The organism is Winogradskyella ouciana, from assembly GCF_965284585.1.
Taxonomy (GTDB): domain Bacteria; phylum Bacteroidota; class Bacteroidia; order Flavobacteriales; family Flavobacteriaceae; genus Winogradskyella; species Winogradskyella ouciana.
Window position 1 is genome coordinate 3,359,612 of the sequence record NZ_OZ260095.1, and the last position, 15,533, is coordinate 3,375,144.

Sequence of the window (15,533 nt, forward strand, 5' to 3'; positions counted from 1 at the left end):
TTCAGTTGCAAAGATACACTTAACTTTACATTTTTATCTTTATTTTTATTCACTTATTATATAGCAAAAACATTGCCAATTTGAATCCTATAAAAGTTGTCATAGCTGGTGGCCCTGGAACAGGAAAAACCTCAATTATCAATCACTTAAAAGAACGTGGTTTTCTCTGTTTTGATGAAATCTCCAGACAAGTCACTTTACAAGCTAGAAAAGATGGCATTGAACAATTGTTTCTCACCGAACCTTTGCTTTTTAGTGAAAAATTATTGGAAGGCAGACTGCAGCAGTTTAAGGATGCTGGTAAAGCAACAGAATCTGTGGTGTTTTTAGACAGAGGTTTACCAGACGTTTTGGCATATATGGATTATATAGGTGACAAATACCCACAGTATTTCATCGATGTTTGCAATACCAATACGTATGATTTTGTTTTTGTTTTGGCACCTTGGCAAGAAATCTTTACAAGTGATAGCGAACGCTATGAAAATTTTGAACAAGCCATTGAAATTCACGAGCATTTATTAAAGACATATATGCGTTTTGGCTATCAACTTATCGATGTGCCTTTTGGTTCAATAGAAGATAGGTCTGATTTTATACTTAAGGAACTAAACATTCAGTAATGCATCCGATAGAAGTTTTAGAACGCTACTGGAATTACACCTCTTTTAGACCACTACAAGAAGACATTATCAATTCGGTTTTAGAGAATGAAGACACTTTTGCCTTACTACCAACTGGAGGTGGAAAATCGATATGTTTTCAGGTTCCTGCACTGATTAAAGATGGCATTTGCATTGTAGTATCGCCTTTAATTGCTTTAATGAAAGATCAGGTTAACACACTAAAACATAAAGGCATTAAAGCTATTGCGTTAACTTCTGGCATGCCATATAATGAATTGGATACGCAATTGGATAATTGTATCTATGGAAATTATAAATTTCTATATCTCTCACCAGAGAGATTACAACAGCCCATAGTACAAGAACGTATTCAGCAAATGAAGGTTAATCTCATTGCTGTTGACGAAGCGCATTGCATCAGTCAATGGGGAAATGATTTTAGGCCAGCTTACAAGAATATTTCAATCTTAAGGCAATTACACCCTCAAGTCAACTGCATTGCGTTAACGGCTACTGCAAAACACAATGTCATTGATGATATTGTTGATAATTTGGATTTTATCAATCCGAAGATTTTTAAAGCATCATTTGCCAGACCCAATATTGCTTATCAGGTTATCCACACGGATGACAAATTATTTCAGCTAGAATATATTTTAAACACATATAAAGGCGCTTCCATTATATATGTGCGAAATCGACGTGCCACAACCGAGATTAACACTTATTTAGAAGCCAAAGGATTTTCTTCAACGTTTTACCATGGAGGTATAACCAACAAGGAAAAACAGGAGCGTCTGCAACAATGGTTGAATGGACAAAAGCAAATTATGGTCGCTACAACCGCTTTTGGAATGGGAATTGATAAAGCTAATGTAAAAACAGTAATTCATTTCAATTTACCAGAAAGTTTAGAAAGTTATTATCAAGAAGCTGGTCGTGCTGGTCGCGATGGAGAGTTGGCACATGCTATTATTTTAAAACAGCACATTGACGAAGATCATTTGCGCAATCAGTTTTTGAGCACATTACCTTCTGTTTACTTTGTAAAGAAGGTTTACATAAAGCTTTGCAACTATTTTCAGATTGCTTATGGCGAAGGAGAAAATAGTACGCATCAGTTCGATTTTAAAACATTTTGTTCTACATACCAATTGAATGCTAGCATAACTTATAACGCACTATTGGTGTTAGACAGAAATTCAATAATAGCTTTAACACAGCATTTTAATTTTAGAACTAAGATTCAATTTTTAACAACCAATTCTGCACTGTTTCAATATCTCGAAACACATTTAGATCTAAATACTGTGGTTAAAGTTCTATTACGAACCTATGGTGGCATCTTTGATTATGAAACAAAAGTGAACCTGAATCTGGTTGTTCAGAAAGCCAACCTATCGGAAAAAGCAATTATAGAACAATTAAAACGTTTAGAGAAAGACGAGGTTATTAGCCTTCAAATGGCAAATACCGATTCTGAAATCACATTACTGAAACCTCGTGAGGACGATATCACCATAAATCCCATTGCTAAAACCATTGAGCAACAACATCAATTGAAACACAAACAAGTTGAAGCTGTCCTTAATTATATTAAGAATGATTCCGTTTGTAAAAATCGGCAACTGCTCGCCTACTTCGGCGAAAAAACCACAGAAACATGTGGTCAGTGTTCGGTTTGTACAGCAAAAGTTTCACATAGAGAAAAAGATTCAAAAATTAATATTTCAAACCTTATTCTTAAAGCGTTACAAGCAGAAGATTTATCTTCGCGACAATTATTAAAATCCATTAATTGTACCGAAAAAGAATTGTTGCAAACTCTTTCAGAATTAATGGAAATTAAAAAAATTAAAATAACCCAAGCTAATACCTACACCTTAAAATGACACAAAAACGAGATTTACGGATTGTATTTATGGGAACGCCAGATTTTGCTGTGGCTTCCCTAAAAGGGCTTTTAGACCACAATTACAATGTGGTTGGAGTCATTACAGCACCAGATCGTAAAGCAGGTCGTGGGCAAAAATTAAGAGCATCTGCAGTCAAAGCGTTTGCTTTAGAGCGCAATCTTAATATTCTACAACCTAAAAATTTAAAAGCAGAATCCTTTATTGAAGAATTAAAAGCACTTAAGGCCAACTTACAGATTATTGTCGCTTTTAGAATGTTACCAAAAGTGGTTTGGCAAATGCCAGAATATGGTACGTTTAACCTTCACGCTTCTTTATTGCCGCAGTATAGGGGTGCTGCGCCAATTCATTGGGCTATAATCAACGGAGAAACTAAAACTGGTGTCACCACATTTTTTATCGATGAAAAAATTGATACTGGTGCCATAATTCTAAGTGAAGAAACCAAAATTAATGATGGCACAACAGTTGGCGAACTTCATGATGAATTAATGACTATTGGAAGTGATTTAGTTATAAAAACGGTAAGATTAATAGAAAAAGACAAAGTCTCCACAACCATTCAGCCACAGTCAGAAGATTTAAAAACGGCTTATAAACTCAATCGTGATAATTGTAAAATTGATTGGGAACAAGATTTAGACTCCATATATAATAAGATACGTGGCTTAAATCCTTTTCCAGCAGCTTGGTGCTATTTAGACAATGGCTATGAGGAATACCTTACCATTAAAATATATGGTATTGAAAAAGAATTAGACAAACACAGCCATAAACCAGGATCTATTTTTGTTTCGAAGGACGAGTTAAAAGTAGCATGTAGAGGAGGTTATATTAAAGTGAACGAAATTCAGCTTCCAGGAAAACGAAAAATGGATGTAAAATCACTTTTAAATGGTTTTGAATTTTCAAAAAGTGCAAAACTGCTGTGAACCCTTATCGCTGTTGGTATAGTAAAAAATCCGACAAAATGCATTCCTTTATTAACAAATGCTATAACTTATTAACAAAATCGCTTATTTCCCTTGCTATTACTTGCGTAGCTTAATATTCCTAATAAATTTGTGTACGGATTTTTAAGAATCATAATTAAAAACCGAATTTTTAACAATTTAAATTTAAAATTTTATGAACAAAACAGATTTAATCAATGGTATGGCAGAGAATGCTGGAATTACAAAAGCAGCTGCAAAAAAAGCATTAGACTCTATGTTAATTGACATCGAAGGAGCTTTACAAAAAGGAAACAGAGTTTCTTTAGTAGGATTTGGTTCTTGGTCAGTTTCTAGAAGAGCGGCAAGAGACGGAAGAAACCCACAGACTGGTAAGACTATCAAGATTAAAGCTAAAAATGTAGTGAAATTTAAGGCAGGTTCTGACTTAAGTAGCGCAGTAAACTAAGACATTTTTTCTTAAAAATACAGAGCCTGCTCAATGAGTAGGCTTTTTTTTGTTCTAATTTTAGGAGTTTAAGTTGTTTAAATGGCAAAAATACCATAGATTTAGTAAGCAAAAACAGCCAGCTAAGATGACAAAACCCGAAAAAGGCAATTTGTTAATTGCAGAACCATCCATTATTGGAGATATGTCTTTTAATCGTGCAGTGATACTTTTAGCAGATCATAATGCGCTAGGCTCTGTTGGGTTTATACTAAACAAACCATTAGATTATAATCTAAAAGATCTTATTGATGGTACCGAATCAGAATTTACGGTTTACAATGGTGGACCTGTAGAGCAGGATAATCTTTATTTTATTCATAAATCTCCAGAATTGATACCAAATAGTGTAGAGATTTCTAATGGTATTTTTTGGGGAGGAGATTTTAATATTGTTCTCGATTTGATCAATAACCAAAAGATTTCACAAGATGATATTCGGTTTTTCTTGGGTTATTCTGGTTGGGCAGAACAACAATTAGACAGCGAGTTAGAGTCTAATGCCTGGTTGGTTTCTGAAAATATATACAACAATGATATTATTGCCAAGTCATGTAATTCGTTTTGGCGCGAAAAGATGCTAGAACTTGGTGGAGATTATAGCATTTGGTCCAATGCACCAGAAAATCCGAGTTATAATTAAGACATCAGCCTCAATTTGGCATTAAGTTTTCCCACTACTTTCTGAGCAAAATCACTACCATAATTCTTCTTACGATATTTTGATATTGGCACAATACCCTTTATAACATTTGTAATAAACAATTCATCAGCTTTCTGTAGTTCAAACGGGCTAATAGAGGTTTCTTCAACATAGAGATTAACATCCTTGGACAAAATTTCTAGAACTTGCTTACGCATTACACCTTTAAGACAACCATCCTCCAATGGTGGTGTTTTAATTTTGTCTCCTTTTACCAAGAACAAATTGCCATTTAGTGCCTCAATCACATTTTTATTGGTATTGAGAACCAAACAGTTGTCGAAATCATTCTCCTTAGCATAGACGCTCCCAATGACTTGTGTAGATTTGTTGTTAGATTTTAAACCCGATAATAAGCCAGGAGCCATAAAAAAATCCTTGTACAAATCAACTACATAAGGTTTATCTGCATCAATTGTATAGAACGGATTGTTATGAGGTTCAACTACTATATTAAAATTAACTTTCGAGTTTTCATCAGGTAAATACTTGCCACCCTCTCCTCTATCAACATTTAATCTTACTCTGGCTGAAGCATCAAGCAATGTATTAGCTTCAAGAGTTTTTAAAATTTCTGCTTCGAGAAATTCCATGGTAAAGTTCATGGGAATATCCATCCGCATAATACGCATTGAAGCCATGAGTCTAAAGTAATGATCTTCCCAAAAAAAGATTTTACCATTTACAACTTTTAAAGTTTCAAAAAGAGCGTCACCGTATTTATATCCTCTATTTTCTGAAGTCAATTTAGAGTTTGATTCAGCGACAAGATTTCCGTTAAAATTTATCATAAAAAAAAAGTCCCGATTTAGTTTAAAATTAAATCGAGACAAAGATATAATAGTTGAGTTAGTTACTTGTTACCTTGAGCCTAAAACTTGTTTAAGACTAGAGATTTGGTTATCCCAAAGCATTTTTCCTTCTTCTATCTCGTCTTCTTCCGCAAAGTCTGTAATCATAAGAGATACATCCTTAGTAATTTCATCTACCTGTATACGGATTTCGAAATAGCAACTTGCACCATCTTCATCATCACTGAGCCAGCGAAATTTTACACGTTCTCCACTTTTCTTGGTTAGTAATTTTGCTTGTTCTTCCGAACCGTCCCAAATAAACGTAAATAATTCTCCTCGAGAATTAACGTTATCAGCAAACCACTCAGACAAGCCTGAAGGTGTAGATATATATTGATATATAAGTGAAGGAGATGCCTGTATAACAAACTCCATTTCATATTTTTCTTTGTCCTCCATATAAGCATTTTATTATGTGCTCAATATATACAATTATGGTACAATTCAAAACTTTAAACTAAAATTATTTTTTTAGAATGTAATGTTTGTTGTCGTTGAATTTGTTTTTATATTTGCAGCCGCAATAATGGCGAGGTAGCTCAGTTGGTTAGAGCGTCGGATTCATAACCCGGAGGTCTCGAGTTCAAATCTCGATCTCGCTACAGCAGTAAAAGTCCAGCACGAAAGTGTTGGGCTTTTTTTATGCCTTCTATTGAAACTACTCCATAAATTATTAGGTTTAATAACTAGGTTATGTTTTACTAAGTATTCTAATTTATAACTCAAGGAAATTAACCATGAAATCAATATTAACTCTTTAGTTTTTCAGATTAAAAAATATCTAAGTGTACAATTATATAAGTAGATTTTGATATTAAAATGCATTTCATCGGTTTTTTTATGCGTTTTATAGATGTTTTTAATATAATTTATATATTGCACTCAACATAAATTTCATTTAACCCCAAATCTGATGAAAAAAATTACTTTGTGGCTTTTGGCCTGTATGCTATTGTCAACAGCCTTCTCTCAAGAGCTTCAAAAAAGAGAAGTTGACAATTTACTCAACACTCAGGGAGAACTGACTTTCAATTTCAAAATTGAAACTAAAGAACAGCTAAAATCGTTATCAAAAACTTTAACGATTGTAAATTTTAATGGAAATACAAAAGAAGTTAAGGCATGGGCTAACCAAGAACAATTTGAAAACTTCTTGACAATGAATATCTCCTATAAAGTACTTGAAGAAGATAACGATATTAATGAAAGATTAATGTCAGACGACATAAGTGTATTTTCAAGAGCTCCGAAGCCAGGATATACATTAGAGTTCCCTTTGACGGCCTATCCAACCTATGCAGACTATGCTTCTCAAATGCAAAATTTTGAAACTGAGCACTCAGACATTGTTGACTTTTTTAGCATTGGTACAACAGGCCAAGGTGATAAGGAAATTCTATTTGTTAAGATCTCTGATAATATCTCTACTGATGAAGCTGAACCAAAATTATTATATACATCATCTATGCATGGTGATGAAATAGCAGGTTATCCTATGATGTTAAATCTCATCGATTATATAATAACGGCTTACAAAGACAACACACATCCCGACCATACAAGGATAGCAGATCTTGTTAACGGTTCAGAAATTTGGATCAATCCTAATGCAAATCCAGACGGAACCTATCATTTAAGTGCAGATAATACTTCGGTTGCAAACGCAAGAAGAGGTAACGGCAACAATGTAGATTTAAACAGAAACTACCCAGATAATTTAGGTGGAGCACATACAGATGGTGAAGTTTATCAAGCTGAGACGTTATTGTTTATGCAATTAGCAGAAGATAATCACTTTGTAATATCTGCAAATTTTCATGGAGGTATAGAATTGGTAAACTATCCTTGGGATAATACTTATGACAGACATCCTGATGACTCTTGGTTTATATTAACAGCTGGAGAATATAGAGATAATGCACAAAACGATGGGCCTGCAGGATATATGGATGATGAAAACAATGGAATTACCCACGGTGCAGATTGGTATTTAGTTAATGGTGGACGACAAGACTATATGAATCACGATCACCAATGTAAAGAGGTAACAATTGAATTATCAAACACAAAAAAACCACCAGCCAATCAGTTAGATGATTTCTGGAATTATAATCGAGAGGCATTATTAGATTATTTAACTCAAGGAACATATGGTTTTAGAGGTATGGTAAAGGATGTCAATACCGGCAATCCTATTGAAGGAGCAACTATTAAAGCAATAGGCCATGATGATTTAGGTTCATGGACCGTTTCTGATGTAGATGGTGACTATTACAGACCAATTTACGGAGGTACCTACGACCTTATCTTCGAGGCTCCATGCTATCAATCTGTAACATTATCGTCAGAAACCATTAGTAATTATCAAACTAAAATACTTGCAGACGTATTGATGACTCCTTTAACACCTACAGTTCCTGGGAGTTTAAATGCAACCAATATAGTGTCATCTTCTGCTACTTTAAGCTGGTCTTCTGCCACAGGATCTAGTTATGATTTAAGATATAGAGAAGTTGGCTCTGGTACTTGGGAGGAAGTTTTAGATATAGATTCAGATTCTTATAGTTTAACAGGATTGAACCCAGAAACAAATTACGAATATGAAGTACGTTCTAACTGTGGAACAAATTCATCGGCATATTCACCGACAGAAAATTTCACTACTGCTGTAGTTTCATATTGCGCTGCTCAAGGTAATAACATAAATGATGAATATATTGGAGAAGTTAGCTTAAATGGAACTGCTAACAATTCTCTAGGTACTACATCTTCCGGATATTCAAATTACAGAGGTTCTTCCATTTTTAGTCCCATAGAAATTGGTAGTACGGGAAACACCATTTCTGTTATGAAGTATTGGGAAACTACTCAGTATAATGAAGCGGTTTCTGTTTGGATAGATTATGACCAGGACGGAATATTTACTAACGCTGAAAAGATACTTGAAGCAGGAGCTTACATTAACCCACAAACAGTATCAAATACGTTTACAGTACCAAATTCTGCAAAAACAGGAGATACTGTTATGCGTGTTATTATGAAATACTACAACAACGCTAATGAAGGCACAAATCAAACAGATCCTTGTGAAACTTTTGCTTATGGTGAAGTTGAGGATTATACAGTTAATTTATTTGATCAAACTTTAGGTTTAGAAAATAATAATATTAAAAATATCAAAATATACCCTAATCCATTTAGTAATACAATTGATATAATAGTACCAAGTAATATCTCTGATGATAACGTTTTAGTAACTATATATGATGTATTAGGTAGAACCGTTTATAATCAAAGTGCAAAATCAGTAAATCAAACTATCAAACTATCGTCATTAAATCATTTAAAAGGTGGATCTTATATTTTGAAAATACAAAATTTAACCAAAAACCAAACCCTTGTTAAACAGTTAGTTAAACAATAAGAAATATTTAAACCTCTTTAAAAAAGCTCAGTTTTTGTAAAAATTGAGCTTTTTTTATCACCCTGATTATTAATCATTTAAAAATTAAAATTGCATTTCATCGATTATTTTTGCTGTTTATGGAATAATGTTCTATGTTTGGTGCATAAATTTAGTCCCAAACTAAACTTAACCGCTTATGAAAACTATTACTCTAACCCTAGATAGGTATGCACTAATTGTATGTGCTATTCTTTTTACCACATCCATCTATTCCCAGACTTGCGGAACTACAATTTCGAGTTATCCTTATTCTGAAAATTTTGAATCTGGTGTAGGTTCATGGACACAAGACACTGGAGATAATATAGATTGGACAAGAGATTCAGGTGGAACTCCATCTGGAAGCACAGGCCCAAGCACGGGAAATGGAGACACATGGTATATGTATGTTGAAGCTTCGGGTAATGGAAGTGGCTTTCCAAACATGGTTGCCAATTTTGAAAGCCCATGTTTTGATATAACGTCTGAATCTAATGCATATTTTAGTTATAGCTACCATATGTATGGTGTAGATATGGGCACTTTAAATGTAGATATAAGTACAGATAATGGCTCAACGTACCCAACGACCCTAAGAACTTATTCAGGAAATTTGGGAAACACCTGGAATACTGATCTTATAGATTTATCATCATATGTCGGTCAAACAATCAAACTAAGATTCAATGCAACAACGGGTACAAACTATAGAAGTGACTTTGCTATAGATAATGTAAGTTTTACCACAACACCAAGCTATTGTGCATCTAATGGTAATAGCACTGCCGATGAGTATATAGGTAGATTTCAATTGAACACCATAGACAACTCTTCAGGTGCTGGTACTACAAGTACAGGGTATTCTGATTTTACGGCAATTTCGACCAGCCTCACTCAAACAAATAACTATACATTTACAATTACCCCTACTTGGCCAGGTACAACCTATGCAGAAGGTTATGCCATTTGGATTGATTATAATCAAGATTATGACTTTGCGGATGCTGGTGAATTAGTTTTCACGCAATCAGCAACGACAGCAACTCCTATCTCAAGTAATTTCACTATACCATCTGGTGCCACTTTAGGAAACACAAGAATGAGAGTTTCCATGAAGTATAACGGAATTCCTACAGAGTGTGAGTCTTTTGGGTATGGAGAAGTAGAAGATTACACCATAAACATAGTAAGCGCTACACCTCAACCAGAAGTAAATATTACAGGTAATGGTTCAACAATTGTTGATGGAGATGTTACACCAGCTGTGAGTGATGACACTGATTTTGGTAGTGTCGCTACCTCTGGAGGGACGCAAGTAAACACATTTACAATTCAAAACACAGGAACTTTAAATTTAAATTTAACCGGTGGATCACCTTACGTTAATATTACTGGTGCCAATGCAGCAGATTTTACAGTAACGGCAATTCCAGCAACACCAATTGCAGCAAGCGGATCAACAACATTTCAAATTACATTCAATCCAAGTGCAAATGGACTTAGAACAGCTTCTGTTTCTATAGCAAATAATGATAGTGATGAAAACCCATACAACTTCGATATACAGGGAACAGGGTTTACTCCTGCACCAGAAATAAATATTCAAGGTAATGCCACTACTATTACTGATGGAGACGTAACACCTACAACTGCAGATGACACCGACTTTGGTGCGGTATCAGTTACTGGCTCAACAGATACAAATACTTTTACTATTCAAAATGTTGGTACTGCAACATTATCTATTGGTGCAATCACTATTGGTGGTGCACACGCATCTGATTTTACAGTAACAGCCTCACCTGCCTCATCTGTAGCAGCATCTGGCAACACAACATTTGATATCACTTTTGATCCTAGTGCTGTAGGTCTAAGATCTGCTACAGTAAGTATAGTTAATGGTGATAGTGATGAAAACCCTTATAATTTTAATATTCAAGGTTATGGTGTTACCCCTGGCACATGTTCTTCGACCGTATCATCATACCCATACTCAGAAAGTTTCGAAGCAGGCTTTGGGCTTTGGACACAAGAAATCAATGGTGTAGAAGACGATTTTGATTGGACAAGAAGAAATAGTGGCACACCAACATCTCAAACAGGTCCTAATGCCGCACAAGATGGAAGTTATTTTATTTATACCGAAGCTACGGGAAATCTTAATACAACAGCAAGATTAGTAAGCCCTTGTTTTAATTTAACAGGTACAGACAACCCAAGATTTACTTTTTTCTATCACATGTATGGAAATAATGGAACAACCAATTATATGGGTGATTTAACTGTAGAAATTAGCACAGATAATGGCTTATCATATTCAAGTGTATTGTACAGTGCATCTGGTTATGCCCAACTAAGTGATAACTCATCATTTACACCGATAGGTGTGGATTTAAGTAGTTATGTGGGTCAAACTGTTAAAATAAGAATTGGTGGAGATATATTGGGTGATGACCGAAGTGATATGGCAATTGACTTGGTTTCAATGGTAGATAAGGCCAGCCCTACCGTTGCGCCGGGCGGTGTAACATCAGGTTTAGCTCTGTGGTTAAAATCTGACGATGGACACAGTTATACAGATGGACAAAGCGTTACGGCTTGGCAAGATCAAGGACTTGGTTCAGATGCTAGAGTTCAAAATAGTTCCCAAGCTCCAACATATCGAGACAACACAACACAGAATGTCAATTTTAATCCAGTGATTGAGTTTGATAATTCTTATGGAACATACACCGAAGACACAGATTACTCACACGACGATACGGGTTCTGAATTCCTATCAGGTGATTATGGCTTCTATACTCAAGATATTTTTATAGTTCTTATACCAGATGACACGCCCATCACTAACTCTTTTGGCTTTATGGATGTCTTTTGTAGTGATGCCCACCTCCATACTGCTGCTGAAGATGCAACCGGAATTGGTTTCGGCTTTTATACAGGGAGAGTAGATGGTGAAATCATTTGTTATGCACACGATTCTTACACGCAAGGGCAAACACCACCAGATGGCTATGCAGTAGCAGAAATCGGTACAGGGTCTAGTTATGACAATGTCGGAATTATAAACACAAGAAACAACAGCGCAAATACACAACAAGAGTTATATTATAATGCCAATGATATTGAAACCACTCAAAACGACATTGCAGAATACATGAATACCAATGATTCGAGATGGTGGATTGGACGAAGTGAAGGTTGGGAATCATCCTTAAATGCAAGAGTTGCTGAGGTTATCACATATTCTTCAAGAAAAACTGATGCAAACCTAACACAAGAGCGTAATAGAATTCAGTCTTATTTAGCTATAAAATATGGTATTACTCTCGGCGTTAATGGTACTTCACAAGATTATGTAGATAGCGATGGTACAGTAATTTGGGACCAATCAGTTAATTCAGGGTATAATTATGATATTGCTGGTATCGGTAGAGATGATGATTCTGATTTAAACCAAAAACAATCTAGAAGTGTTAATAACGCTACTGATGGCACAGGTAGAATTGAAGGGGTTCTTACTATGGGACTAACTGATATTTACGACACAAATAACCTAAACAAGTCAACAAACCCGACAACCTTTAACGATAAAGAGTTTTTAATGTGGGGAAATAATGGTGTAGATTTAGACCTTGCTGCTTCTGTAGTTACGGTAAACATGAGTGCGGGTATTACACCTGCCCTAACAACTAACGTTAGTTTTACCGCTATGCAACGTGTTTGGAAAGTAGTTGAAAACGGTGGTGATATTCCTTCTGTAAAAGTTAGAATTCCTCAAAATGCTATAAGAAATATTTCACCTCCTGGCAGTTACTACATGTTTATCTCTAGTACTGGTGTATTTGATCCTACTGCAGACTATAGAGTTATGACTCCAGACGGAAGTGGCAATTTAGAAACAGAGTACGATTTTGATGGCACAAAATACATCACTTTTGGTTATGCCCCTCAAGTTATAGTTGAACGCTCAGTATACTTTGACGGAGCTGTAGATTATATAGATATGGAAGACAACTTAAGCTTAGATCCAACAGGGTTTACAGTATCTGCTTGGATTAAGCGCGATGCTGGTGATATTGGTACTAAATCTATTCTATCAAAGAGAGATATATCTTTCACTCAAGGTTATGACTTTAGAATACAAAATGATAACAGGTTACAGATTCGTTGGTTCAATGGCGGTGCTCAAGAAATAATCTCGACAACAAGAATTCCTGATGATGAATGGCATCATATCGCTGTGATATATGATGGAACAAGAGCATATATATATATTGATGGTGTTTTAGACAATGATGTGAACTTAGCTCCTCCAGTAACTACAAACGATTCTTTCTTAGTTGCAGCTGCAGGAAAAGGAACGACCTATCAACACTTCAGAGGCAATATAGATGAAGTTAGAGTATGGGATACTAATTTAACGGAAGATCAACTACGATTTGTAATGAATCAAGAAATTGAGGATAATGCTGGTCAGGCAATGGGTAAAGAACTTCCTACTACCATTACAAAACATGATATTGATGCCGTACCATGGAATGATTTAGCTGGTTATTACCCAATGTCAGTTTATACATATACCAATACAGATGATGCATCAGGGAAAGGAAATCAAGGTGCACTGAGAAACTTAGATACCGTAGATAGACAAACAGCTCCATTACCTTATGAGTCTACACAAGATGGCGATTGGGATACAAAAGCAACATGGGCAAATGGTAGTTTACAATACATACCTGGTTCAGCTTCAATTGTTGACCCATCAATTACAGTAAATTGGAATATTGTTAGAACATCTCACAATGTTACGATGGATAATTCTTCATTACCTGGTGGTAACAATGACAATAGAGAGTTACTCGGACTATACATAGATGCCAATGAATTAACAGTAAGTGGAGACAATGCCACTGATACAGGTAATGGAATTACAGTTTCTCACTATATGAGATTAACAGGTAAATTAGATTTAGAAGGGGAATCTCAATTGATTCAAGAAACAGGTAGTAATTTGCTGGTTGACGCTACTGGTGAGCTTGAAAAAGATCAACAAGGTACAGCTGACACATATACTTATAACTATTGGTCTTCACCAGTCGGTGAAACTGATATGGCGACAAATGATTACCGTTACACTGTACAGGATGTAATGTTCGATGGTACTAACGCAGTTAATTTCTCAAGTTCTGGCTATGACGGAGCAGCAACCAGTCCTATTAGAATTGCAGATTACTGGATATGGAAGTTTGCCAACTTAACAAGTGATGATTATTCTGCATGGCAACACGTAAGACGCACAGGTACCATAAATGCAGGTGAAGGTTTTACAATGAAGGGTCCTGGAACAGGTTCAATACTCACAGAACAAAACTATGTGTTCTTAGGAAAACCGAATAATGGCGATATTACTTTAACCATCAATAACGGTAACGATTATTTAGTTGGTAATCCTTATGCTTCTGCTATAGATGCGGACGAGTTTATTTCTGACAACACAGATACTTCTGGTACACTTTATTTCTGGGAGCATTGGGGAGGAGGTTCCCATATACTACAAGAATATCAAGGGGGATATGCATTGTACAACCTTTCAGGTGGTGTGCCAGCTCCTGCGCCAGATCCAGATGTGGCTCAAGTAGGTGTAGGTACTAAGACACCTGGCAGATATATTCCTGTTAGTCAAGGTTTCTTTGTAAGTGGCATCAGTACTGGAACTATAAATTTTGAAAATGACCAACGTGTTTTCCAAAGAGAAGGTGGAGCAAGTTCTGTGTTTTTGAGAAATTCTCATACTTCAAATAACGATGCAGAAACAGATGATAGAATGAAGTTTAGAATTGGTTTTAACGCAAGTCACTCAATGCAATTGCACAGACAACTGTTATTGACCATTGATGAAAATACAACAACAGATGTAGATTGGGCTTATGATGCTAAGTTAAATGACAATCAAACAGATGACATGTTCTGGATAATCAATGATGAACAATATATTATCCAAGGAAGTAACGATGCAGAAATTTCTGCTGTTTATCCAATAGGTGTTAAAGTTAATGAAGATGGTACAAATTCTATTACCATAGATGAATTAGAAAATGTACCTAGTGATTTAAATATCTATGTCCATGATAAGGATCTAGAACTTTATCATGACCTACGCGCTAGTGACTATGAAATTTTCCTAAACGCTGGTGAATATCTCGATCGTTTTGAAATCACTTTCGGAACAGCTGCTGATATACTTGGTATAGATGATGAAGTTAGCGAAAGTTTAGATGTGTTATACTCTAATGACAAAGAGAAAATCATATTAATAAACCCTAACCAAATAGAAGTAAAATCGATTGAATTATTCAATGTATTAGGACAATCTATTCATACTATTGAAAATATTTCAGAGAGCGGTTACTCTGAATATGAAGTTAAGAATTTAAGTACTGGAACTTATATAATTAAGTTATATGCTGCAAGCGGTTCAGTATCGACGAAGAAAGTTTTAGTAAAGTAATTTTTTGCCCCAAATCTTAAATCTTAACCTCAAAAAAG

Annotated in this window: 9 protein-coding genes and 1 tRNA gene; 8 read left to right on the plus strand and 2 right to left on the minus strand. The window is 35.3% G+C overall.

The window, feature by feature from the left end; genetic code table 11:
• Positions 1-80: 80 nt before the first annotated feature.
• The 5 genes from ACQ65V_RS14940 (at position 81) to ACQ65V_RS14960 (ending at position 4,625) form a co-directional block, all read left to right on the plus strand.
• Entirely contained in the window at positions 81-623 is a 543-nt protein-coding gene (locus ACQ65V_RS14940) for an AAA family ATPase (protein ID WP_155089582.1), read from the plus strand.
• Positions 623-2,518: a RecQ family ATP-dependent DNA helicase gene (locus tag ACQ65V_RS14945; RefSeq protein ID WP_430468541.1), complete on the plus strand. Its 1,896-nt coding sequence runs from the start codon at positions 623-625 to the stop codon at positions 2,516-2,518. Before ACQ65V_RS14940 ends, ACQ65V_RS14945 begins: the two co-directional genes overlap by 1 nt.
• Positions 2,515-3,474, plus strand: a complete 960-nt coding sequence (gene fmt / locus ACQ65V_RS14950; protein ID WP_430468542.1) for a methionyl-tRNA formyltransferase — start codon at positions 2,515-2,517, stop codon at positions 3,472-3,474. Before ACQ65V_RS14945 ends, fmt begins: the two co-directional genes overlap by 4 nt.
• 196 nt (positions 3,475-3,670) lie before the next feature.
• Positions 3,671-3,943, plus strand: coding sequence for an HU family DNA-binding protein (locus ACQ65V_RS14955; RefSeq protein ID WP_155089579.1), 273 nt, complete (start codon positions 3,671-3,673; stop codon positions 3,941-3,943).
• Between the two features lie 127 nt (positions 3,944-4,070).
• A complete protein-coding gene (locus ACQ65V_RS14960) occupies positions 4,071-4,625 on the plus strand; it encodes a YqgE/AlgH family protein (protein ID WP_155089578.1) in 555 nt (184 codons plus the stop codon).
• Here the strand turns inward: ACQ65V_RS14960 and ACQ65V_RS14965 are convergent.
• Positions 4,622-5,476 carry an aminotransferase class IV gene (locus tag ACQ65V_RS14965; RefSeq protein WP_430468543.1) on the minus strand — a complete coding sequence of 285 codons (855 nt, stop codon included), beginning with the start codon at positions 5,474-5,476 and terminating at the stop codon, positions 4,622-4,624. The two genes, ACQ65V_RS14960 and ACQ65V_RS14965, sit on opposite strands and share 4 nt — an antisense overlap.
• Before the next feature lie 69 nt (positions 5,477-5,545).
• The gene (locus ACQ65V_RS14970) at positions 5,546-5,938 is read right to left on the minus strand and encodes an START-like domain-containing protein (RefSeq protein WP_155089576.1); all 393 of its coding nucleotides are present in this window, start codon (positions 5,936-5,938) and stop codon (positions 5,546-5,548) included.
• 129 nt (positions 5,939-6,067) lie between these two features.
• Between ACQ65V_RS14970 and ACQ65V_RS14975 the strand changes: the two genes are divergently transcribed.
• The 3 genes from ACQ65V_RS14975 to ACQ65V_RS14985 all read left to right on the plus strand — a co-directional run bounded on the left by ACQ65V_RS14975 (position 6,068) and on the right by ACQ65V_RS14985 (position 15,495).
• A tRNA-Met gene (locus tag ACQ65V_RS14975) sits at positions 6,068-6,141 on the plus strand.
• 311 nt (positions 6,142-6,452) lie between these two features.
• Positions 6,453-8,963, plus strand: coding sequence for a M14 family zinc carboxypeptidase (locus ACQ65V_RS14980; protein ID WP_430468544.1), 2,511 nt, complete (start codon positions 6,453-6,455; stop codon positions 8,961-8,963).
• A gap of 178 nt (positions 8,964-9,141) precedes the next feature.
• On the plus strand, positions 9,142-15,495 hold the full coding sequence (locus ACQ65V_RS14985; RefSeq protein ID WP_430468545.1) for a choice-of-anchor D domain-containing protein: 6,354 nt from the start codon (positions 9,142-9,144) through the stop codon (positions 15,493-15,495).
• Positions 15,496-15,533 lie beyond the last annotated feature (38 nt).